Here is a 21,353-nt window from a genome sequence, read left to right on the forward strand (position 1 = left end):
ACCTTCTCTGCCGCGAGTAGGTCGCGCGTGGGGGCAGGATGTGTCCGCCATCGATCGGCCGAGTGCGGGTGTCCGGCCGTCGCTACGGGTCTTGGGGAAACTCAGTCCTGCTGGGCCAATGCCTGCAATTGGTAAAGCAGTTCCAGCGCTGCCCGCGGACTCAGTGCATCGGGATCCAGATCACGCAGGCGCTGTAGTGCTGGGTGAGGGCTCTCGGCAAAAAGGGATAGCTGGCTTTTGGCGTTGGCGTCTGCGGCCGGTGAGGGTCGGGCGGGATCCTCGAGTTCCGCGAGGTGGCGTCTGGCGTTTTCCAGCACCGTTTCCGGTAATCCCGCCAGCCGGGCCACGGCAATGCCAAAGCTCTGGGTAGCAGGGCCAGGCTCCACCCGGTGCAAAAAAACGATGTCCTTGTCACGGGTCATGGCCGTCAGGTGGGCATTGTGGACGCCCGGGTATTGCAGTTCCGTCAGTTCAAAGTAGTGCGTGGCGAAGAGCGTGTAGGCGCGTTTCTCCGCCAGGCTTTCAAGACAGGCCCAGGCGATGGCAAGACCGTCGTAGGTAGAGGTTCCACGACCGATTTCGTCCAGGAGGACCAGACTGTGGTCCGTGGCCAGATTCAGGATCCGGGCGGTCTCCTGCATCTCCACGAGGAAGGTGGAGCGTCCGCCGGCCAGATCGTCGCTGGCGCCGATGCGGGTAAAGATCCGGTCGATGGGGCCGAGCCGTGCCCGCCGTGCAGGAACCCAGCTGCCGATATGGGCCAAGAGGACGATGATGGCCGTCTGCCGCATATAGGTCGACTTGCCTCCCATGTTGGGACCGGTGAGGAGCAGCAGCCGATGCTCGTCATCAAAGCGCAGGTCGTTGGGCACGAATCCAGCACCCAGCTGCATCTCCACCACAGGGTGTCTGCCCTCATCGATTTCCAGCACCGGCGCATCGCAAAAGCTGGGTGCAGACCAGCGCAAAGCCAGGGCGCGCTCGGCCAGGTTGGCGCAGACGTCCCACTGCGCCACCCGCTGACAGAGCCACTGGAGTTCCCCGATACGCTCGGCAAGTTGCCTCAGGATATCGCCAAAACAGGCGCGCTCCAGGGTCTTGGCGCGACTCTCGGCAGCAAGGCTCTGGGTCTCCAGCTCTTTCAGTCGGGGGTTGCTGAAGCGTTCGGCATGTCTGGTGCTTTGCCGACGCTGGTAATCCGCGGGCAGGGGGCCTGTGTAGCTGCGCGGGATCTCGATGAAGAGCCCCTGCACGCGATTGTACTGTAACCGCAGCTGCGGGATACCGCTGCGCTCGCGCTCGGACTGTTCCAGCTCCACCAGAACCTGTTGCAGGTTTTCGCTCAACTGACGATGGTGATCCAGATCGGCGTTGAAACCGGTACGAATGTAGCCGCCATCGCGCAGCGTCGCCGGCAAATCCTCCTCGAGGGCCTGCTCCAGGAGGCGGCACTGCGCCGACAGATCGGGCCAGGGGAACTCGCCCAGCTCGGACTCCCCTCCCAGCGCCGTCGCCAGCGCCGTTTGCAGTGTCGGCAGTGTCTGCAAGAATTGACGAAGTTGCCCAAGGTCGCGTGGACTGGCGCTGCCCAGAGCAACCCGGGTGACGATGCGTTCGGCGTCGGGCAGGTGGCGTAGCTGCTCCTGTAAACGCAGATGGCCGCGCTGGGCAATCAGGGCAGCGAGGGCGCGGTGGCGTCGATCCAGTATGGGTCCGGGTCGCAAAGGCCGCGCCAATTGTGCGCGCAAGAGCCTGGCTCCCATGGCCGTACGGCAGTGCTGCAATATCTGGTAGAGCGAAGGACCGCCCTCGCGTCCCCCCAGCACTTCCAGGGCGCTGAGACTCTCGCCGTCGAGACCGAGTTCCTCCTCGTCGTTCTCGGGCAGAATCTGCCGCACCTGGTGGAGGGGGCTTTTCAGTCGATTCTCGGCATAGTCCAGTAGGACGGCGGCGGCTTGCAGGCCGATGGGATGCCGCTCGCCGTCGACGATCTGCCCCGGCTGCGAAAAATAGCGCTGCAGGATGGGCTGGGTCTGGCGACGTTCAAACCGCTCCGCCTTCAGAAACGTGGGGGAGGGCAGGCTCCGCGGCAGATCCCGAGGCAGGGAACAGCCCTCGGGCGCCAGGATCTCCGCTACCGGACGCCGTACCAGCACCTCCAGTAAGCGATCCGCACGGACATCCCGGATACCCAGGCGCCCGCCGGCCACGTCCAGGGTGGCAAGGCCCCAACGATCTTTCTCGGGCAGCAGGGCAAGGAGTAGGGCCTCGCGGTCGGCACTGAGGAGAGACGCGTCCACCAGGGTTCCCGGGGTGATGACCCGCCGAATTTCCCGCTCCACCGGTCCCTTGCTAAGGCCCGGGTCCCCAACCTGTTCGGCAATGGCGACGCGCTCGCCGGCCTGGATGAGGCGGGCGAGATAATTGTCGACGCTATGCACCGGTACCCCAGCCATGGGCACCGGCGCACCGGCGCTCTGGCCGCGACTGGTCAGGGCAATGCCCAGGATGGCCGCAGCGCGCTGCGCATCTTCGTAAAAGAGTTCGTAGAAGTCGCCCATGCGAAAAAAGAGCAGGGCGTCGGGGTGCTGCGCCTTGAGATCGTGGAACTGCCGCATCACTGGGGTGTGGGCAGTGCTGGCATCGCCTTTGGCTGTGGACATGGATAGAGTCTTGTCACAAAAAAGACGAAGGGGCAAGGAAAGCCCTTGCCCCCTGACCGGGTCTGTGCAGCACTATTGGCGATTGCCGCCAAAGATCTCCAATAGCGCCATGAATAGGTTGATGATGTCCAGGTAGAGACCAACCACCAGGAGCACCGGCTCCTGAATACCACCGTGAATCATCCGCTGGGTATCGAAGATGATCAATCCACTGAAGACCAGCACCAGCACGCCGGCAATGGCCATTTGCAGGGCTGGGATATGCAACAGGAAGATGTTCAGCAAGGAGACCACTATGGCGACGATCAGACCTGTCAGCAAAAAGCCACCGATATTGCTGAAATCCCGTCGCGTGCGCATGGCGTAGATGGACAGCCCGACGAACATGGCTGCCGTCGTCCCCAGAGCCTCTGCGATGACCGTGGGGCCACCGGGCATCTTGAGATAGACGGCAATGGCAGGACCCATCATCATGCCCATGCCAGCGGCGAAAAGGAAAACCAGGGGCACGGCAAAGGGACTGCGGTGGGCACCGGTATACTGCACCGCAAAGAGTAGGGCAAAGGAGCCGATCATGAGAAGAATCGGGTGCTCGTAGGCAAAGGGAGAGGTCATGCCCACGAGGGAACCGATGGTGGATACCACCAGGGTCGCAGCCAGCAGGGCGTAGGTCTTGCCCATCACCGCACCGATGGGATTGACAGCACTCTGTCCGGCAGGGTTCATGCCATCGGGAAACTGGTAGGGATTCTGATTGAAGTCCATGAAACGTTCCCACAGTTGAAAAACCTATGGATACTATGGGGACTAACACCCCGTTTTGCAAGGTCAGTCTTCACCTGGCAAAGGAAGGCGACCGCTTGTGGCGGGCTGGTGGCATGGCAGGGACGCCGGCAGGTCGCTTTTGCTGGCGATCTTACCCGCCTGGTGACCAAGGCCGAAGGCATCTGCACACCGGAAAGCACACGCTCCGGCGGTGGAGTTCGGTCAGGTACGGCAGTCGTGGAGGATGGTTGCCCCGGAACTGCCGAAGCATTACCCTTCAGGCCTTGATCTGGGCGGGGGTTGGGCGTTTATGGCGGCACTGATTTTTGATACGGAAACCACCGGACGGATCGCTCCGGAACTCATCGAAGCTGCCTGGTTGCGCGTGGGCGAGTTGCGCACGCTCGCGGTAGAAGAGGAATTCGTGCGCCGCTACCGCCCGAGCAAACCCATCGAGATGGGTGCCATGGCGGTGCACCATATCCTCGATGAGGATCTGGAGGACTGTCCGCCGGCATCGGAGTTTTCCCTGCCGGCCGATACCGAATACCTCATCGGCCACAGCATCGATTACGACTGGGAGGTCATCGGTAAACCGGAGGTAAAGCGCATCTGCACCTTCGCCATGAGCCGCAAGCTCTGGCCTGAGGTAGACAGCCACTCGCAGTCGGCCTTGCTGTTTTATTTCAGTAAAGACCGGCGCAAGACCCGGGACAATCTCAAGAATGCGCACTCAGCCCTGGCCGACGTCAAATTCTGTCGCATCATTCTCAATCGCATCCTACTGGCCGTACGGCCTGCCAGCTGGGAGGCACTCTGGGAGTTCAGTGAACGGGCGCGAATCCCCGAAACCATGCCTTTCGGCAAGCACCGCGGGGTACGCATCGTCGATCTGCCCGACGATTATCGCCGTTGGGCCCTGAGCAATCTGACCGAGATCGATCCTTACCTGCGCAAGGCCCTGGAAGGCTGAGGGGGTATCTCGGCGGCGGCCTCGGCCATGGCGCGCAGCAGGGCACGACCGGTGCTCTCGGCGTTGGAGCCAATGGCGAGCATGCCATCTTCGTGACCACGCATCTGCAGGATACACGGTAGTGCGGCAACGGCGACGAGTTCGGCAACGGCTTCCGCCATGGCCGGGGTTCCGTAGGCAATGTCTGCGGCCGTAGCGGGCAAACCCAGACGTGGCGCCGCTCGCCAGAGCTCTGGTGCATGCACGTGGAAGACCCAGGACGCCTCCGGGCGCCGGTCGTAGGCAGCGGCGTGGCTCATGGCTTCCGAGGATGGCCGTGCCGGACCCGTGGCCCAGACCGCATTGGCAGCCAAATCCCAGGATTCCACCCGGCTGTACCCACCAGGTCCCAACTCAGGCAATGCGCCGCTCTGAGTGGCGGTGATCCAGAAGCCCGCGCCATTGCGCCGGCTGAGATTGCCAAAGCCAACCCCGCCATAGCGATCCGGCTCCTGCCCAAGCACTCCCAGCGCCCGAAAACGCCGCCGCCAAGCCTCGAGTTCGGCTATCTCCAAGGCGCTCGCGGCGGAACCTGGACGCCAATACAGCTGAAATTTGGTGACCCCTTCCGCTTCCATCACCTTCGCTTCCCCAGAAACAGGCGCTGCAAGAGACGATACCACCAGGGCGGCGGCCCACCTTCGTCGTCGGCCCGAGCCGGCGCCGTGCGGGTCGGTGGATTGACCTCGGGCGGATAGAGATCCACCAGCGTCGCCCCCCAGGAACTGCGATCCGAGGCCAGGCGAAAATCCTTGACGATGGCCTCTTGCATCAAAATGGTGTGGACGGTGCGCCGCAGTACCCCTTTCCCCTTGCCGTGAACGATACGTAAGTGCAGCACATGTTGCGCGCGGCAGACACGCAGATATTCGCGCACCAGATCCGGCACCTCGCGTGGAGCAAAGGCATGGAGGTCGAGGATGCCATCGATGTTCAGCGGATGCGGCAGGTCGTGGTGCGTGCCCATGGTCTCACAACAGGACGCGTTCGATGCCGCCCTTGCGCGCCGCCGCCAGGAAGCGCTCCTGCCAGTCCTCGCCTACGCGATGGCGGGCTATTTCCACGACGATGTAGTCGGTATCGAGTCCCGTATCCAGGCGATAGCGCTCCAGGCCCTGCTGGCAGGCGGGGCAACTGGTGAGGAGTTTGACGTTGCCGTCCTTGGCCTTGTCGGCGCCGGTGAGGGCGCGAATCCCCTCGTGGAGCACTTCTTCCTTGCGATAGCGAAGTTGGGTGGCGATATCGGGGCGGCTGGTAGCCAGGGTACCCGCCTCACCACAGCATCGATCCGAGGCGCGCACGTCCTGCCCCAGAAGCTGTCCAGCCACTTCCAGCGGTTTGTAGGTCTTCATGGGAGTGTGGCAAGGGTCGTGGTACAGATACTGGACGCCTTCGACACCGTCCAGGGCAACGCCTTTCTCCATCAGGAACTCGTGGATATCGAGCAGACGACAACCCGGAAAGATCTGCTGAAACTGATACTTGAGCAGTTGATCCATACAGGTGCCGCAGGACACGATGACGGTTTTGATGTCCAGATAGTTGAGGGTATTGGCAACGCGGTGAAAAAGCACCTGATTGCGGACGGAAATCTCCTGACCCTTGTCGTCCTGTCCAGCGGCGGACTGAGGATAGCCGCAGCACAGGTATCCGGGCGGCAGGACGGTCTGTACCCCGACCTCGTACAGCATCGCCAGGGTTGCCAGACCAATCTTGCTGAAAAGGCGCTCGCTGCCACAACCCGGGAAATAGAATACGGCCTCGCTGTCCTCCGATGTCTTTGCCGGGTCGCGAAGGATGGGCACCATGCCGGGATCGACCAGGCCCAGCAACTGCCGCATGGTCTGCGCACCCATGTCGGTGGGCAAGGGTTTGCGCAGAAAGTGGATGATCTCGGCGCGTAGGCTCGATTTCCCCGTGGTGGCCGGGGGCGGCGTCTTGGGGATGAGGGGCTGGGCCAGTTCGCTGGCCAGTGCCTGCGCCTTGTAGGCCGTCTGCAGCACACCGCGCCGCAGGAAGTGCACGGTCCGGGCGTCGGAACTGTTGAGATAGGCCATGGCCAGCCGAGTGCCGGCGCTGCTGTGCTTGTCGCCGCGGGCGCGAAGAATGTTACGCATGTGCACCGACACCTCGCCGAAGTCGATGTCGACGGGGCAGGGCGTCAGACACTTGTGGCAGGTGGTGCAATGTTCGGCTACATCCTCCAGAGCGGCAAAGTGCTGCTGGGAAACGCCGCGACGGGTCTGCTCTTCGTAGAGAAAGGCCTCGATGAGCAGGCCGGTGGCCAGAATCTTGTTGCGCGGCGAGTAGAGGAGATTGGCCCGAGGAATGTGGGTCATGCATACCGGTTTGCACTTGCCGCAGCGCAGACAGTCCTTGATCTCACGGTTGAGGGCGCCGAGTTCGCTTGCCTCCAGCAGCAGCGCCTCCTGCTCGACCAGTTGCAGGGAGGGCGTGTAGGCCTGCTCCAGACCGGAACCCGCCTGCAACTTGCCGGGGTTGAAAAAGTCCGTGGGATCGACGCGCTCCTTGTAGGCCGCAAAAGCGGCGACCTTCTCGGGTTCCAGCCAGCGCATCTTGGTGATGCCGATGCCATGCTCCCCGGAGATGACGCCGCCAAGATCCTTGGCAATGCCCATGATCCGATCCACCACCAGATCGGCCTCGTTGAGCATGGCGCGGTCGGAAGACAAGACCGGTATATTGGTGTGCACGTTACCGTCGCCAGCGTGCATGTGCAGCGCGACGAAGATACGACGACGGCGGATCTCGGCGTGGCGCCGGCGGATTTCGCCCAGCACCCCGGTGAAGCGTTCACCGGCAAAAAGCTCTTCCAGGGGTTTGCCCACGGATTCCCGGTAGCTGATGCGCAGATCCCGCTGGAGCAAGAGCTTGAGCAGGCTGTCGTCCAGGTCCACCTGGGCAGCCTCGGCATCGGACAAATGCTCTCGCAGGGCGCGTGCCGGCGCGTCCAGCAGGTCCAGGCAGGCCTGCCAGCGCGCGCGAACGGTATCCAGCAGAGCGAGGGCGGCCGCCCGCTTGGAGGCGACGATGGCCTGTTCTTCCGTGCTGTCCTCGTAGTCCTTGACGCGTTTCAGCTCGGGCAGGTCCCCCTGAAGGTAGTCCACCAGGACGTCGACGATGGCGATCTTGTTGGCAATGGACTGCTCGATGTTGATGCGCTCGATGGCGCGGCTGTATTCCCCCAGGCGGTCCAGGGGAATCACCACGTCCTCATTGATCTTGAAGGCATTGGTGTGGGCAGCGATGGCCGCCGTGCGGCTGCGGTCGGCCCAGAAGCGCCGGCGCGATTCCGGGGTGGTGGCAATGAATCCCTCGGCACCGCGAGCATTGGCCAGGCGAACGATGGCCGAGGCCATGGCGCCCACGGCGTCGCTGTCGTCGCTGGCAATATCCGCCATCAACAGCATCTTTGGACGCTCGCGCCGTGGGGCCTTGTTACTGTACTGAATGGCCTTGAGATAGCGCTCGTCCAGGTGTTCCAGGCCCGTCAGCAGGACATTGGGGTGGGCTTCCACCTGCTCCTTTACCTCGACAATGGCGGCGACGGCCTGATCCAGATCCTTGCCGTAAAACTCCAGACATACCGTGCGCAGGTGCGTGGGCAGACGATGCAGGAGAAAGCGGGCAGAGGTGATGATACCGTCGCTGCCCTCTTTCTGGATGCCGGGCAGCCCACCCAGGAACTTATCGGTGACGTCCTTGCCCAGTCCCGGGTGGCGCAGGCTCCGACCGGGCATCTCGAGAAACTCCGGAGCGCCCAGCGGGGTGTGGCCATCCTCCGCGAAATAGCTCAGGCGGAAGCGGACCGTTTCCTGCTCGTGAATCTTGCCGAGATTGTGGTCGATACGCTCCACCTCCAGCCACTGGCCAGCGGCCGTAAACATCCGCCAGGAAAGCAGATTGTCCAGGGCCGTGCCCCAGAGCACGGCCTTCTTGCCACCGGCATTCATGGCAACATTGCCGCCGATGGTGGAAGCGTCCATGGAGGTGGGATCCACGGCGAAGACGAGACCGGCCGCCTCGGCCCGCTCGGCCACGGCTTTGGTGACCACCCCGGCGCCCGCCACCACACTGGGTACCGAGTGATCGAGACCGGCGGGGGTATACTCCTCGATGGCCGACAGGTACTCCAGCTTTTCCGTATTGATCACCGCGCAACGTGGTCGCAGTGGCACCGCGCCGCCGGTATAGCCCGTGCCACCACCTCGGGGAATGACCGAGAGCCCGAGCTCCCGGCAGGCCTGGACCATGGCGGCAAGCTCATCTTCCGAGGCTGGGTAGAGGACGACGAAAGGCAACTCCACCCGCCAGTCGGAGGCGTCCGTCACATGGGCAACCCGGGCATAGGGACTGAAGTCCACATTGTCCTTGGGACAGACCTTGAGCAGTCGCTTTTCGGCACGCTGGCGTAGTGCTCGTCGCGCGTCGAAATCGGCAATGAAGTCGTGGACGGCGCGCCGTGCCCGTTCCATGAGGCGCTCCACCAGCCGGTTCCCTTGGGCGCGGCTGGCGATATCGTTCAGACGGTGCTCCAGAGCCTCCCACAGGGCTTGGCGGCGCTTGGGGTGGCGGGCCAGATCCTCCTGAATGTAGGGATTGCGGGAGACGACCCAGAGATCACCGAGCACCTCGAACAGCATGCGGGCCGACCTGCCCGTCACCCGCTGCTCACGGAGATCTTCCAGGATGCGCCAGGCCTCTCGTCCCAGGAGCCGCTGGACGATCTCGCCATCGGAGAAAGAGGTGTAGTTGTAGGGAATTTCCCGTACCGTGTCCGCCATGATCACACCCCGACGTTGTCGATGAGGCGGGTACCGCCGAGACGCGCTGCAATGAACCAGCGGCCACCCGCCTCCACTCGGGACAGCGCACGCAGGTCGTCCTCTGCCCGAAATTCCAGGTATTCCACGGCAATACCTGCCTGCACGAGACTCGCCGCAGCGCTTGCTGCCAGATCCGCCGCCATCGCCCCGTGGCTTTGGGCGAGTTCACGCAGGGCCGCAAAGATTCGCGGCGCCAGACTGCGTTCATCGGGTCTGAGGTAGCGGTTACGGGAGCTCAGGGCCAGACCATCCGCGGCCCGCTGGGTAGGGCCCGCCACCACCTGTACGGGCAGGTCCAGATCCGTCGCCATGCGCTGCAACACCCGGTACTGCTGATAATCCTTTTCACCAAGCACCAGTAATTGCGGTTGGCTCATATGCAGGAGCTTGGCAACGACGGTGCAGACCCCCGCAAAATGACCGGGCCGATGGGCACCGCAGAGAACCTTGCTCAGGCTTCTGGCTGGCATGACTAGGCTCAAATCGCGCTTGCCACGGGGGTACATGACCGAATCGTCAGGAGTAAAGATGGCGTTGCAGCCAGCCTCCTGGAGCTTGGCCAGATCCTGATCCAAGGTGCGCGGATACGCTGCGAAATCCTCGCCGCGCCCAAACTGCAGGGGGTTGACGTAGATACTGACCAGAACGTGATCGGCGCGGGTCTGCGCCAGACGAACCAAGGAAAGGTGCCCCTCGTGCAAATTGCCCATGGTCGGCACCAGGGCCAGGGAACCCCGAAGTCCCTGCCGCCAGTGGCGCAGCGCGGCGAGATCGCGGAAAACGGCCATCAGTCCGATGCTCCGGTGGCGGGTGGGAAATGCCCCTGGCGCACGGCATCGGCATAATTGCGCAGTGCGTCGGTGACGATCTCAGCACCCTCCATGAAGGCGCGGGCAAAGCCCGGCGTGTGCTCCGAAAGGCCGAGCACATCGTGCAGGACGAGAACCTGCGCATCGGTATCGGGACCAGCACCAATGCCGATCACCGGCACCGGGCTGTTGCGGGTGATGCGCGCTGCCACCTCCTGCGGTACGGCCTCCAGGAGCAGGAAGGCCGCACCGGCCTCGGCCAGGAGGGCGGCATCCGCCTCCAGACGGGCGGCCTCGTCCGCGGTCTTGCCGGCCCGCCGAAAAGTCCCCCACCGCCGCACGCGTTGCGGAGTGAGACCCAGGTGCGCACAGACATTGATGCCCCGCTGTGCACAAAAAGCCACGGTATCGGCCATTTCCGCGCCGCCTTCCAGTTTGACCACGTCTGCTCCGGCCTTGAGCAGCGCCACCGATGCGTCCCATGCCTGGGCGAGACTGCCCTCGTAGCTGCCCAGGGGAAGATCGGCAAAAACCAGGCAGTTGCCGGCGCCGCGGGCCACCATGGCGGTGTGGTAGCACATGGTGTGCAAATCGACGCCAAGGGTATCGCTCTGTCCCTGCACTACCATGGCGAGGGAATCGCCCACCAGCACCCCATCCAGGCCCGCACGCGCGGCAAGACGCGCAAAGGCGTGATCGTAGGCCGTCACCAGGGAAAGCTTTTTCCCTTCGGCTTTACCTCGCCGCCACACTTCCAGTTTCTTGCTCACCAGTCCTCGCCCAGTTCCGTGATTTTATTCTTGACCATTTCAGTCAGGATTTTAGCATGTTCACTGTCGGCCACAAAATCGCCAGCCACTGTCGACAGATCCAGTACCTGCCCCGGATAGTGCCGCAACCATTGCCGGTAGGCGTCCTGGACGCGAAGCACATAGGCGCGTTGCATGGACGCTTCCCAGGGATCCTGGCGGGCACGGATGCGCTCCAGAAGCACATCCACCGGACTATCCAGATAGATCAGAAGCGGCACACGGGGGGCATTATACGATAATGCGGCACGAATCTCTCGAAATAGGCGCAGAGTCTCTGCCTCGAGGGTCAGCGGCGTGAAGATCCGATCCTTTTCCGGACCGTGGTCAGCAACGTAGAGTCGATCACCTTCCAGACCGTCCCAGGTCTTTCGCCGCTGCATCAGGAAGTACAATTCCGTAGCCAGGACGTGCTGCTGGTGCCGGTAAAAGTCGCCGAGAAAGGGATTGTCCGCCGGTCGCTCGAGAACGGCAGGGATGGCCATGGCCGCGGCGAGAAGGCGCGTGAGACTGGTCTTGCCCGCTCCCATGGGGCCTTCCACCACGATCAGTCGCGCCGCCTTCATTCCTCCTTCCCCCAAAAGGAGGAATACTGCAGGCTCTGCAGGTTCCGGTTTTTGCCCGGGGCAAGGCGCTGGATCGGCTGATCCGCCACTGCCGCAAGAAACTGGGATAGGGGCCCCTGGCCGGGGATATGCCATTCCGGGTCGAATTCGCTGAGGGGCAAGAGCACGAAAGCGCGCTCGTGCAGACGCGGGTGGGGGAGAACGAGATCGGCGCGGGTCACCCGACAACTACCGTGGCTCAGGAGATCGAGGTCGAGAATGCGCGGACCCCAGTAACGTTCCTCGGCACGCTGGCGTCCTGCACGTTGCTCCAGTTCGTGGAGACTGGCCAGCAATTCCGCCGCACCGAGCCGGGTCCACAGAGCAGCCACGGCATTGATGAAAGGTGGCTGCACCACCCCACCGACGGGCGCACTGAGGTACAGCGACGATTGCCAGATCAAGCGACTGCCCGGAAGCTGGGCCAGGGCGCCCAGCGCACGCTCCACCTGACCCATGGGATCCTCGAGGTTGCTGCCCAGAGCGACAAAGGCAAGCACTGCCCGGCGACTCACCGATGGGATGGCTGCGTTTTCTGGCGGCCGATGGCGGCCCAGGCTCTGGCCGGCACCGGTTTCCAAGCGCCGGAAGTTTGTGGACAGCTCAGTGGACGTGACGGGCATGAGCGAAGGGGCGGCTGCGTTATTGCCCAGCAACTAGCCCGTGGTCCCGTTTCCGGAGGCGTCGTCTGCGGCACTGGGGACGCGTGCCAGTCGCGACGGCTTGCGCCGCCGCCGCCGGGGACGGCGGCGTAGGCCGTTGCTGGGCAGGGGGCCGAGGGGCGCTTCGGGAGCCGCATCCTCACGACGCGCCTGTTCCATGAGGGCCTTGCGTCCCTCGCTGTCGGCCTCCTGAAACTCCGTCCACCAGGTCCCCAGTCCGGCAAGCTCTGGGTGGTCGACGAACTCTCCGGATTGCTGGCGTAGCAGAAGGAAATCAAAGGCGGCGCGAAAGCGCGGATGCGCCAGAAGGGCGTAGGGCCGACGTCCACCGCGGCGGGTGAAACGGGGCTGGAGATCCCAGATTTCCCGCATGGGTAAGGCAAAGCGCCGCGGAATCGCCACACGCCCGCGGCTCTCTTCGAGAAGCTCCGCAGCCGCCTGTTGCAGGGCCACGTTGGCGGGTTTGTCCTGGGCCTCCAAGTGCTGCCGCTGTGCCTGCAGCGCCGACCACAGGAGTGCCGCAAAAAGGAACGCTGGGGTAACGGATTTGCCGAGCAGGACGCGCTGATCCGTCCCCTCCAAGGCGAGGCGCAGGAGCTCACGGGCGCTCTCGGCATCCGCTGCATCGAGCACTCGGTCCAGTTGCGGGAAGAGCGCCGCAAACAAGCCCGTGCGTCGCAACAGATCAAAGCTGGACTGGGCATGACCCGTGAGGAAGAGCTTGATGGTTTCCTCAAAGAGGCGCGCGGAGGGTACCTCCAGCAGCAAATCGCGGCAGGGCGCAATGGCGGCCTCGACCGCCGCATCCATCTGAAAACCGAGCTTGGCAGCAAACCGCACGGCACGCAACATGCGCACCGGATCCTCACGGTAGCGCTGTTCGGGGTCACCGATCATGCGCAATCGCCCGGCCTGCAGATCCGTCAGGCCATCGGCAAAATCGAGGATACTGCGGTCGGCAATATTGTAGTAGAGGGCATTGGCCGTAAAATCGCGGCGCCCGGCGTCCTCCTCGAGGCTACCGTAGACGTTGTCGGCCAGTATGCGACCGCTGGCGCTGCGTTCACTGGTCTCTTCGGCGGATTCGCCCTGCCCGCGGAAGGTCGCCACCTCGACGATCTCTGGACCGAACTGCACGTGTACCAGGATGAAGCGCCGACCGATGAGACGGGCATTGCGGCGAAAGAGCTTGCGCACCTGCTCGGGACGGGCATCGGTGGCTACATCGTAGTCTTTGGGCTCACGTCCCAGCAGAAGATCACGGACGCTGCCCCCTACGAGGTAGGCCTGATGTCCGGCCTGGTGCAGGGTATTGAGCACCTGCAAGGCGCCGCTGCTGATCTGCCGGCGCGACAGACAGTGTTCCTCCCGAGGAATGCGCCGTGCCCCCACAGGCACCGCTGGGGCAACTACCATTGTTCCCTCGGGATCGGGTTGCGGTGTCTCGATCGCCGATTGCAGGACCTCGTCCGTGAAGCGTTTCAAGGAAACCAAGGATCTTCTCGTTTGGATGCGGAGCGAATGGGCGCTAGTCTAACCGAAAAACTGGCTACAGTGCAGCCAAAATTGCGGACGATGGCCAACGGCCTCGGGTTCACGGGTGACTGGTCAGGAACGCGCACTTGCGGTTATCATTGGCTCTGCCTTCATGAAATGGGGCTGGGCGGTTTTCCCGGCCCCTTTTTGCTTTGATGGACGATACCTATGCAGCTGATTGGCGAAGCCTTGACCTTTGACGATGTCCTGTTGGTGCCGGCACATTCCGCCGTCTTGCCGCGCGAGGTGGCCATCGGTACGCGCCTCAGTCGGCACCTTAGCCTCAATGTTCCGCTGGTCTCTGCGGCCATGGATACGGTGACCGACGCCGCCATGGCTATCTGCATGGCGCAGGAGGGCGGGATCGGCATCATCCACAAGAACATGACCGCAGAAGAGCAGGCCGCCGCCGTGCGCCGGGTCAAAAAATTTGAAGCCGGGGTCATCAAGGACCCCATCACCACCAAGGCCGATGTCAGCATCCGCGAGGTGCTGCTGCTCATGGCGCAGCACGGTATTTCCGGGGTGCCGGTGGTGGACGGCAATCGGCTCGAGGGCATCGTCACGCACCGCGACCTGCGCTTTGAAACGCGCATGGAGGCGCCGGTACGCAGCGTCATGACGCCGCGCGAACGCCTGGTAACGGTGCCCGAAGGAACCAGCCTCGAGGCGACGAAGGCGCTGTTGCACCAGCATCGCATCGAAAAGATCCTCGTCGTCAACGACCAATTCGAATTACGCGGCCTCATTACCGTCAAGGATATTCGCAAGGCGACGGAACATCCTCTGGCCTGCCGCGATAGTCAAGGGCGCCTGCTGGTTGGTGCCGCCGTCGGCGTAGGGGCGGGCACCGAGGAGCGCGTGCGGGCGCTGGTGGCGGCGGGTGTGGATGTCCTCGTCGTGGACACGGCCCACGGCCACAGCCAGGGCGTTCTCGATCGGGTGCGTTGGATCAAGGAACAATTTCCCGGGGTGGACGTCATCGGCGGCAATATCGCCACCGCCGAGGCTGCCCTGGATTTGGTCGCGGCGGGAGCCGATGGGGTCAAGGTCGGAATCGGTCCGGGTTCCATCTGCACCACGCGCATCGTCGCTGGTGTCGGCGTACCTCAGATCACGGCCATCAGCGATGTCGCCAAGGCCCTGGCGGACAGCGACGTGCCCCTCATTGCCGACGGTGGCGTGCGCTTTTCCGGTGACTTCGCCAAGGCCCTGGCGGCGGGCGCGCACAGCGTCATGGTGGGCGGCCTGCTGGCGGGCACGGACGAGGCCCCCGGCGAGATCGAGCTGTATCAAGGGCGCTCCTTCAAGGCCTATCGCGGCATGGGTTCGCTGGGGGCCATGCAGCAGGGCTCGGCGGATCGCTACTTTCAGGAAAACAGCGCCAATCCCGAGGGTCCGAAACTTGTCCCCGAAGGTGTGGAGGGCAGGGTGCCGTACAAGGGTCCGGCGGCGGGCGTCATTCACCAGCTCCTGGGCGGACTGCGGGCCAGTATGGGATACCTGGGTGCCGCGGATCTCCAGACCCTGCGGCAGAAGGCGCGCTTCATCAAGATCACCCAGGCGGGCGTGCGGGAAAGCCACGTGCACGATGTCCACATCACCAAAGAAGCACCCAACTACCGGGTGGAGTGAATCCCCTACATGTCTGAACGCATCCTGATCCTGGATTTCGGCTCGCAGTTCACCCAACTCATCGCTCGGCGTATTCGCGAAGCGCAGGTGTACTGCGAGATCCACCCCTACAACCTGAGTCTGGCAGCCATCCGCGCCTGGCAGCCCAGTGGCATCGTTCTCTCGGGTGGCCCCAGTTCCGTGGCCGATGCCGATGCGCCGCTGGTGGATGCCGAACTCTTCGCCCTGGGCGTCCCGGTGCTGGGCATCTGCTATGGTTTACAACTCATGACCCACCTGCTGGGTGGGCGAGTGGCCAAGTCGGATCATCGTGAGTACGGACGCGCGCGCCTGGAGATCCTGGAGGCGGAGGGTCCCTTCCAATCCCTGGTTGCGGGAGGTACGGAAGAGGTATGGATGAGTCACGGTGACCGCATCGAGACCCTGCCCGAGGGATTCGTCGCCATCGGCCGCAGTCCCGGGTCGCCCCTCGCCGCCATCGCCCACCGGCAGCGTCGGCTCTTTGGCGTGCAGTTTCACCTGGAGGTTGCCCATACGCCCGCCGGTGCGCAAATGTTGACGGATTTCGTCCGCGGTGTCTGCGGCTGCAACGGCCAGTGGACCATGCACTCCTACTCCGAGTCCGCCATCGCCGCCGTTCGCGCTCAGGTGGGGCAGGGCCGGGTGATATCCGCCCTCTCCGGGGGAGTCGACTCCGCCGTCGCTTCGATACTGGTGCATCGTGCCGTGGGGGAACAGCTGCACTGCATCTTTGTGGACAATGGCCTGTTGCGCTTTGGTGAGGTGGAGCAGGTCAGTCAGGTCTTTCGCCAATACTTCCACATCCCCCTGCACGTCGTGGATGCCCGCGCGCGTTTTCTCGACGCCTTGGCGGGGGTAACGGATCCCGAGCGCAAGCGCAAGATCATCGGTAATCTTTTCATCGAGGTCTTCGATGAGGAGGCCAAGGCCCTGGGCGGTGCCGACTTCCTGGTTCAGGGCACGCTCTATCCCGATGTCATCGAATCCGTCTCCTTCAAGGGACCAAGCGCCACCATCAAGTCCCACCACAATGTTGGGGGACTCCCGGAACGCATGCGTCTGCAGTTGGTAGAGCCCTTGCGCGAGCTCTTCAAGGACGAGGTTCGTGAGTTGGGACGAGAGCTGGGGATGCCCGAGGAAATCGTCCGGCGCCAGCCCTTCCCGGGCCCCGGGCTTGCCATTCGCTGCCTGGGCGAGGTCACCGGGCCGCGCCTGGACGTCCTGCGGCGCGCCGATCGTATCGTTCAGGAAGAAATCCGGGAGGCTGGCTACTACGACCGCGTCTGGCAGGCCTTTGCCGTACTCCTTCCCGTCCGCAGCGTTGGGGTGATGGGCGATGGCCGCACTTATGAAGAGACTCTGGCCATCCGCGCCGTCGAGTCCAGCGACGGCATGACCGCCGACTGGGCACACCTGCCCCACGAACTTTTGGCCCGAATGTCCACGCGTATCATCAACGAAGTCGCGGGCGTCAATCGCGTTGTCTACGATATCTCCAGCAAACCGCCGGCGACCATCGAGTGGGAGTGATCTCCGCGCAGTCGATAGGGTAAATCCCCACGGGTGATCCTGCTCCAGATGCGGGCTACGTCCATGTCAACCACAAGCACGTTGTTTCAGAATATCCATATCCAGAATGCGTAGGTGTCGGCCTTCAATGGCAATGATCCCCGCCTCCCGTAGTCGTCGCAGTACCCGGGACAGGGTTTCGGGCGTGATCCCGATGCGTCCGGCAATGGTTGCCTTCTTGGCCGGCAAGGTGACCCACCCCGGTCTGGCCTCCGCAGTCTGCCCCAACTCCAGCAAATAATTGGCCACCCGGGCGTCTGCGGACTGGACACTGAACTGGCGCAACTCCTTTACCAAAAAGTGTAAACGCATGCTGAGCTGGGCAAGGATGCGGCGCATGAGTTGGGGATTGGCGTCCAGGGTGGCCACCACCGGCGCAAAAGGGATCCGCAATACCCGTACTGCCCCGCTGCAGCGCGCGCTGACTGGGTAGCGACCGCCCATGAAGGCCACCCCTTCGGCAAAGAGATCCCCAGCCTGCATGATTTCGACGACTTTTTCCTTGCCCTCGGCACTGCTGCTGACGAGTTCCACCACGCCCGATTCGAGCCAGAAAAAGTCCGCCGCAGGGCTCTGCTCCACAAAAAGCAGCGCTCCATCCTCCCAATTCTCCATGTGGGTAGATGGCAAAAGCGCATTGAGTAACGCGGGCGGCCAGGCACTGAAAATCGGCTGTTGACGCAACCGTGCGGCCAAGTCGGAAAGTTCCACGCGGGCTCCGGAAGGTTTGCTGGATTCCGGGCCGCATTCTACACGCGCAAGGGCTGCCCCAAAAACTTGACACAGATCAAGGACGCCACCATGCCAGCGGCGCAGACTCGTTCCTGCCGTTTGCGGCAAGGCTAGGCAGCATTACAGGAGCGAACTATGACCATCGACATCGATTTGATCAAAAGCAGCGGTAAGGCCGTACAGGATCTGGGGGTGCAGGTCGCCCAGCACTTTTACGACACCATGTTCAGCCACTACCCGGAAGTCCGCAAGATGTTCCCCGGCGACATGAGCGAACAACGGGTTCGTTTGTTCCATTCCGTCATTCTCATCGCCAGCAACATCGACAATACCGATATGCTGGTTCCCTACCTCAAGGAGTTGGGGGTGGGACACATCCGCTACGATACCCGTCCTGAGCACTATCCCATCGTCGGCAAAAGTCTGCTGCTGACCCTCAAGCACTTCTTGGGACCGGCTTGGACGACGGCCATGGCGGAATCCTGGATCGAAGCCTATAACCTTGCCTCGACCATCTGCATCCAGGCGGCCGCCGAGGCCATGGCCCCGGAGCGTTACGTGCCCCTGGTCCTGGACGATGTTCCCCCGGTCACGCAGTGAGCCCTCCCGCGTAAATCGGATGCGCTGGGTCCAGCCACGGGCCCAGCCCTAAAAACCCAGGAGTTTTTCATGGAACATGAGGTCATTCTGGAGCCGTCCGGGCACCGTCTGCAGGTGCGGGAAGATCAATGCATCGTCGAGGCCGCCCTGGAGCAGGGCGTGGCCATCCACCACGGCTGCGGCAACGGCTCCTGCGGCGACTGCAAAGGACGGATCCTCAGCGGCGAGGGTGTGCAACTCCCGTTCATGCCGCTTCTGCTCACGCCGGAAGAGCGCGTCCATAAGCAGGCCATCCTTTGTAAACTCCAACCCCGCAGCGCCATGCGCATCGAAGCACAGGTGGATGGTGCTACCGAGCTGTGGACCGGGACGGTGATTTCCCTCCAGCGTCTGGCCAACACGGTAATGGAACTACGTTTGCGCTGCGATCGCCCCTATCCCTTTCGCGCCGGCCAATACGCACGGATCGCGGTCCCTGGTCAGGCAGGGCAATGGCGCTCCTACTCCATGGCCAGCCTCCCCGACGAAGGCGAATTGGTCTTCCACATCCGTGCCGTGCCCAATGGGGCTTTCTCCGGATGGCTTTTCGAGCAGGCGCGGGTGGGGGATAGTCTCCAACTGGGTCCTGCTCAAGGGGAATTCATGCTCCAGAGGGATACGGAGCGGCCCTTGCTGTTGGTGGCCGCAGGCACGGGCCTGGCCCCCATCGAGGCTATCCTCAGGGAACGACGGCAACGGTCGTGGACGGCTCCCGTCTTCCTCTATTTCGGTACCCGACGCGTGGAAGATCTTTATCACCTGGACTATCTTCAGGAGCTGGCCATTTCCTGGCCCGATCTCCATCTGGAGGTCTGCTGCTCCGATCCCGCTTTTTCTGGTTTCGCCGGACCCCGGCGTCTTTTGCCCAGCGTAGCTGAGCGTGGTCCATGGTCCGAACACGAGGTCTATCTCTGCGGCAGCCCCGGCATGATCGAAGCCGCGGTGGACCTTCTACTCTCCCACGGCGTTTCCCATGAGCACATCCATTTTGACAGTTTTGCCCCCAGTGCCGGCTGAAATCTCAGGCGATATATGTCAAAGTGCCTGACCTTCAGTGTATGTGCGGTTCCGACTCGTCATGGGTTATTTCGCTCTTCGTCCCCATCCACCCTTCCGCCTGGACCTCACGGTTTGGGGATTGCGCCGTCAGGCCCACAATGCGATGGACGTCTGGGAGCAGGACGCCTACCTACGTACCTGGAACTATGGAGAGACACGGCTGGCCCTGCGCTTGTGGCAAACCCGAGGTGTGGAGGAGCCCATGCTCGAGGGAGAAATTTACGCAGGCCCCGATGACGACCGTGCCATCGCCTGGGTGTGCGAACGCCTGCAGTGGATTCTCGGCCTCGATCGTGACCTGACCCCCTGGTATGTCTTCGCGGCCGAGGACCCGCGCCTGGCGAGCCTCCGCGAGCGTTACCGAGGATTTCGCCCGCCGCGCTTTGACTCCCTCTATGAGGGACTCATCAATGCCGTCGCCTGCCAACAGGTGAGCCTGCAGGTAGGCATCCTCTTGCTCAATCGCTTGTGTCGGGTCTGCGAAGGGGATAGTGGGGGCCTAAATCAAACCCTTCTTTTTCCAACCCCCCAGCAACTTTTGGAGCAAGAGCCGGAGTTATTGCGAAGCCTGGGCTTCAGCCGGCAAAAAGTGCGGGGCTTACGCGCCGTGGCGGAGGCCGCCCGCGCTGGCGATTTGGACGAAAGGGCGTGGCAAGGAATGCCCACAGAAGCGATCCGGGACCGATTGACGCAGATTCCCGGAATTGGACGCTGGTCGGCGGAATATGTGCTTCTACGGGCCTTGGGCCGCCTCGATGTATTTCCCGGCGACGATGTAGGCGGACGCAAGGGTCTCCTACGCTGGCTCGGCGAAGACCCTGAAGGTGCAGGCTATGAGGAAACACTCAGATACTTAGCGCCTTGGTCGCCCTTCGCTGGTATGATCTACTTGCTCATGCTCCTGCGCCGACTCGAGGCCGGCAACCACATCCAGCCTAAGGAGTCCTTCACCCGCTAAACCCCACCGGGTGAGGAGCTCGCCATGCGACGCCGCTGCATGGCGGTGCCCAATTCCCTGGCCGTCTCTGGGTCGAGCAAGGCCTCGGCCAACGGAAAAATCTCCGTGTTCTCGCAAAGCAGGTGCGCCCGATTGCTGGACAGAAAAGGCTCCAGGCGTAGGGGACAAACTACACCCTTAGTCAGTACATGGCGCAAATCGCAGGCAAGGTCGTACCAGTTTTGCTCTAGCTCCGTATGTTGATGGCGCAAACGCTGCAGCGTGCTGCGCAAAGCAGCCGACAAACCGGGGTGAGCGAGCAACCAGGGAAAGAGCGTGGCCTCTTCGTCCATGTGGTGGGCCGGAGCGGCCTCGTCGAAGTAGCGCAGCACACGCATGGCTGCCTGCGCAAAATCCGCATCTGCGCCATGCTGCTCCAGGTGGGTGGGGAGACGTTCCAGCGTAAGCGCATGCCGCAGCATTTTTTCGTGGCAGGCACGCAGGAGCCCAATGGGGTCATGGAAGGATGGCGCTGGTGCAGGAAAAAAATCCATGATGACAAGTTCCTATGGTACAGGGACGGTGCAGGATTGCAGACGACGACAGGACCGTCCTTGACCCGCGTCAAGACCGTGGCGCGATCGCGAAGCCACTGCGTAACCGGGCGCAGTGTGGCTCACGGCGCCGGCAAACTGCGCAGGAAATCCGCCAGAACCAGTGCCCCATTGTGCGCCGTATCGTGGGCGGCGTAGAGCAGGAGCAGGGTATCCCCTTTGAACTGAGAGGTGAGGGCCGATACTGCCTCGGGGTGCGCCTGCAGTTCCGCTAGATACCGTTCGCGAAACTCGACCCAGCGTTCCGGATCGTGGTGAAACCACTGTCGTAACTTCGTTGATGGTGCGAGATCCTTGGTCCAATAATCCAGCGCCAGATCGGTTTTGCGCAGACCCCGGGGCCACAAGCGCTCGACCAAAACCCGATAGCCTTCGGGAAAAGGACGATCGTAGACTCGCCAAGGACGAATTTCCCGGCCACCCATGCGTTCTCTCCCGC

The 21,353-nt window shown here is 62.9% G+C and carries 19 protein-coding genes; 6 read left to right on the forward strand and 13 right to left on the reverse strand.

The window, feature by feature from the left end; all coding sequences use genetic code 11:
* Nucleotides 1-101: 101 nt before the first annotated feature.
* Both mutS and ACAty_RS06295 read right to left on the reverse strand, forming a co-directional pair.
* A complete protein-coding gene (gene mutS, locus ACAty_RS06290) occupies nt 102-2,663 on the reverse strand; it encodes a DNA mismatch repair protein MutS (RefSeq protein WP_004871999.1) in 2,562 nt (853 codons plus the stop codon).
* Nucleotides 2,664-2,735: 72 nt separating this feature from the next.
* On the reverse strand, nt 2,736-3,428 hold the full coding sequence (locus tag ACAty_RS06295) for a Bax inhibitor-1/YccA family protein (RefSeq protein WP_004872000.1): 693 nt from the start codon (nt 3,426-3,428) through the stop codon (nt 2,736-2,738).
* Nucleotides 3,429-3,738: 310 nt separating this feature from the next.
* On the opposite strand from ACAty_RS06295, the gene ACAty_RS06300 reads away from it, so the two are divergent.
* Nucleotides 3,739-4,401 carry a putative quorum-sensing-regulated virulence factor gene (locus ACAty_RS06300; RefSeq protein ID WP_004872001.1) on the forward strand — a complete coding sequence of 221 codons (663 nt, stop codon included), beginning with the start codon at nt 3,739-3,741 and terminating at the stop codon, nt 4,399-4,401.
* Here ACAty_RS06300 and ACAty_RS06305 read toward each other — a convergent pair.
* Genes ACAty_RS06305 through pcnB form a run of 8 tightly spaced genes read right to left on the reverse strand, consistent with a single transcriptional unit; the run spans nt 4,374 to nt 13,666 of the window.
* Nucleotides 4,374-5,018: a class II aldolase/adducin family protein gene (locus tag ACAty_RS06305; protein WP_004872002.1), complete on the reverse strand. Its 645-nt coding sequence runs from the start codon at nt 5,016-5,018 to the stop codon at nt 4,374-4,376. The genes ACAty_RS06300 and ACAty_RS06305 overlap by 28 nt on opposite strands.
* Nucleotides 5,018-5,407: a Smr/MutS family protein gene (locus ACAty_RS06310; protein WP_004872003.1), complete on the reverse strand. Its 390-nt coding sequence runs from the start codon at nt 5,405-5,407 to the stop codon at nt 5,018-5,020. Before ACAty_RS06310 ends, ACAty_RS06305 begins: the two co-directional genes overlap by 1 nt.
* A gap of 4 nt (nt 5,408-5,411) precedes the next feature.
* Nucleotides 5,412-9,245, reverse strand: a complete 3,834-nt coding sequence (locus ACAty_RS06315) for a DUF3683 domain-containing protein (RefSeq protein ID WP_004872004.1) — start codon at nt 9,243-9,245, stop codon at nt 5,412-5,414.
* Nucleotides 9,246-9,247: 2 nt separating this feature from the next.
* Nucleotides 9,248-10,075: a pantoate--beta-alanine ligase gene (gene panC / locus ACAty_RS06320; RefSeq protein ID WP_004872005.1), complete on the reverse strand. Its 828-nt coding sequence runs from the start codon at nt 10,073-10,075 to the stop codon at nt 9,248-9,250.
* Nucleotides 10,075-10,866, reverse strand: a complete 792-nt coding sequence (panB, locus tag ACAty_RS06325) for a 3-methyl-2-oxobutanoate hydroxymethyltransferase (RefSeq protein WP_004872006.1) — start codon at nt 10,864-10,866, stop codon at nt 10,075-10,077. Before panB ends, panC begins: the two co-directional genes overlap by 1 nt.
* On the reverse strand, nt 10,863-11,471 hold the full coding sequence (locus tag ACAty_RS06330; RefSeq protein WP_004872007.1) for a deoxynucleoside kinase: 609 nt from the start codon (nt 11,469-11,471) through the stop codon (nt 10,863-10,865). The genes panB and ACAty_RS06330 overlap by 4 nt, the downstream gene beginning before the upstream one ends.
* Nucleotides 11,468-12,133: a 2-amino-4-hydroxy-6-hydroxymethyldihydropteridine diphosphokinase gene (folK, locus tag ACAty_RS06335; RefSeq protein WP_226047528.1), complete on the reverse strand. Its 666-nt coding sequence runs from the start codon at nt 12,131-12,133 to the stop codon at nt 11,468-11,470. The genes ACAty_RS06330 and folK overlap by 4 nt, the downstream gene beginning before the upstream one ends.
* A gap of 33 nt (nt 12,134-12,166) precedes the next feature.
* A complete protein-coding gene (pcnB, locus tag ACAty_RS06340) occupies nt 12,167-13,666 on the reverse strand; it encodes a polynucleotide adenylyltransferase PcnB (RefSeq protein WP_004872010.1) in 1,500 nt (499 codons plus the stop codon).
* A 210-nt stretch (nt 13,667-13,876) separates the two neighbouring features.
* On the opposite strand from pcnB, the gene guaB reads away from it, so the two are divergent.
* The gene (guaB, locus tag ACAty_RS06345) at nt 13,877-15,343 is read left to right on the forward strand and encodes an IMP dehydrogenase (protein WP_004872012.1); all 1,467 of its coding nucleotides are present in this window, start codon (nt 13,877-13,879) and stop codon (nt 15,341-15,343) included.
* Between the two features lie 9 nt (nt 15,344-15,352).
* Complete coding sequence (gene guaA / locus ACAty_RS06350) at nt 15,353-16,894, forward strand: glutamine-hydrolyzing GMP synthase (protein ID WP_004872014.1); 1,542 nt, start codon at nt 15,353-15,355, stop codon at nt 16,892-16,894.
* Nucleotides 16,895-16,960: 66 nt separating this feature from the next.
* Here guaA and ACAty_RS06355 read toward each other — a convergent pair whose 3' ends face one another.
* The gene (locus ACAty_RS06355) at nt 16,961-17,644 is read right to left on the reverse strand and encodes a Crp/Fnr family transcriptional regulator (protein ID WP_004872762.1); all 684 of its coding nucleotides are present in this window, start codon (nt 17,642-17,644) and stop codon (nt 16,961-16,963) included.
* Between the two features lie 156 nt (nt 17,645-17,800).
* Here ACAty_RS06355 and ACAty_RS06360 point away from each other — a divergent pair, with 156 nt between their 5' ends.
* The 3 genes from ACAty_RS06360 to ACAty_RS06370 all read left to right on the forward strand — a co-directional run bounded on the left by ACAty_RS06360 (nt 17,801) and on the right by ACAty_RS06370 (nt 20,321).
* Nucleotides 17,801-18,265 carry a globin domain-containing protein gene (locus ACAty_RS06360; RefSeq protein ID WP_004872763.1) on the forward strand — a complete coding sequence of 155 codons (465 nt, stop codon included), beginning with the start codon at nt 17,801-17,803 and terminating at the stop codon, nt 18,263-18,265.
* A 69-nt stretch (nt 18,266-18,334) separates the two neighbouring features.
* Nucleotides 18,335-19,321 carry a 2Fe-2S iron-sulfur cluster-binding protein gene (locus ACAty_RS06365; RefSeq protein ID WP_004872765.1) on the forward strand — a complete coding sequence of 329 codons (987 nt, stop codon included), beginning with the start codon at nt 18,335-18,337 and terminating at the stop codon, nt 19,319-19,321.
* Nucleotides 19,322-19,382: 61 nt separating this feature from the next.
* On the forward strand, nt 19,383-20,321 hold the full coding sequence (locus ACAty_RS06370) for a DNA-3-methyladenine glycosylase family protein (protein ID WP_014002906.1): 939 nt from the start codon (nt 19,383-19,385) through the stop codon (nt 20,319-20,321).
* Here ACAty_RS06370 and ACAty_RS06375 read toward each other — a convergent pair.
* Both ACAty_RS06375 and ACAty_RS06380 read right to left on the reverse strand, forming a co-directional pair.
* Complete coding sequence (locus ACAty_RS06375) at nt 20,318-20,854, reverse strand: hemerythrin domain-containing protein (RefSeq protein ID WP_004872028.1); 537 nt, start codon at nt 20,852-20,854, stop codon at nt 20,318-20,320. The genes ACAty_RS06370 and ACAty_RS06375 overlap by 4 nt on opposite strands.
* Nucleotides 20,855-20,976: 122 nt before the next feature.
* Nucleotides 20,977-21,339 carry a DUF488 domain-containing protein gene (locus ACAty_RS06380; protein WP_004872030.1) on the reverse strand — a complete coding sequence of 121 codons (363 nt, stop codon included), beginning with the start codon at nt 21,337-21,339 and terminating at the stop codon, nt 20,977-20,979.
* Nucleotides 21,340-21,353 lie beyond the last annotated feature (14 nt).

Origin of the sequence: Acidithiobacillus caldus ATCC 51756, assembly GCF_000175575.2 — a bacterium.
In the GTDB taxonomy this organism is placed as follows: Bacteria; Pseudomonadota; Gammaproteobacteria; order Acidithiobacillales; family Acidithiobacillaceae; genus Acidithiobacillus_A; species Acidithiobacillus_A caldus.

Coding starts and splice junctions, on each gene's coding strand:
- ACAty_RS06310 (WP_004872003.1), bottom strand. CDS start 5,407: ATGGGCACGCACCACGACCTGCCGCATCCGCTGAACATCGATGGCATC.
- mutS (WP_004871999.1), bottom strand. CDS start 2,663: ATGTCCACAGCCAAAGGCGATGCCAGCACTGCCCACACCCCAGTGATG.
- ACAty_RS06315 (WP_004872004.1), bottom strand. CDS start 9,245: ATGGCGGACACGGTACGGGAAATTCCCTACAACTACACCTCTTTCTCC.
- folK (WP_226047528.1), bottom strand. CDS start 12,133: ATGCCCGTCACGTCCACTGAGCTGTCCACAAACTTCCGGCGCTTGGAA.
- ACAty_RS06380 (WP_004872030.1), bottom strand. CDS start 21,339: ATGGGTGGCCGGGAAATTCGTCCTTGGCGAGTCTACGATCGTCCTTTT.
- ACAty_RS06295 (WP_004872000.1), bottom strand. CDS start 3,428: ATGGACTTCAATCAGAATCCCTACCAGTTTCCCGATGGCATGAACCCT.
- guaB (WP_004872012.1), top strand. CDS start 13,877: ATGCAGCTGATTGGCGAAGCCTTGACCTTTGACGATGTCCTGTTGGTG.
- ACAty_RS06300 (WP_004872001.1), top strand. CDS start 3,739: ATGGCGGCACTGATTTTTGATACGGAAACCACCGGACGGATCGCTCCG.
- ACAty_RS06365 (WP_004872765.1), top strand. CDS start 18,335: ATGGAACATGAGGTCATTCTGGAGCCGTCCGGGCACCGTCTGCAGGTG.
- ACAty_RS06305 (WP_004872002.1), bottom strand. CDS start 5,018: ATGGAAGCGGAAGGGGTCACCAAATTTCAGCTGTATTGGCGTCCAGGT.
- ACAty_RS06360 (WP_004872763.1), top strand. CDS start 17,801: ATGACCATCGACATCGATTTGATCAAAAGCAGCGGTAAGGCCGTACAG.
- panC (WP_004872005.1), bottom strand. CDS start 10,075: ATGGCCGTTTTCCGCGATCTCGCCGCGCTGCGCCACTGGCGGCAGGGA.
- guaA (WP_004872014.1), top strand. CDS start 15,353: ATGTCTGAACGCATCCTGATCCTGGATTTCGGCTCGCAGTTCACCCAA.
- ACAty_RS06370 (WP_014002906.1), top strand. CDS start 19,383: ATGGGTTATTTCGCTCTTCGTCCCCATCCACCCTTCCGCCTGGACCTC.
- ACAty_RS06330 (WP_004872007.1), bottom strand. CDS start 11,471: ATGAAGGCGGCGCGACTGATCGTGGTGGAAGGCCCCATGGGAGCGGGC.
- ACAty_RS06375 (WP_004872028.1), bottom strand. CDS start 20,854: ATGGATTTTTTTCCTGCACCAGCGCCATCCTTCCATGACCCCATTGGG.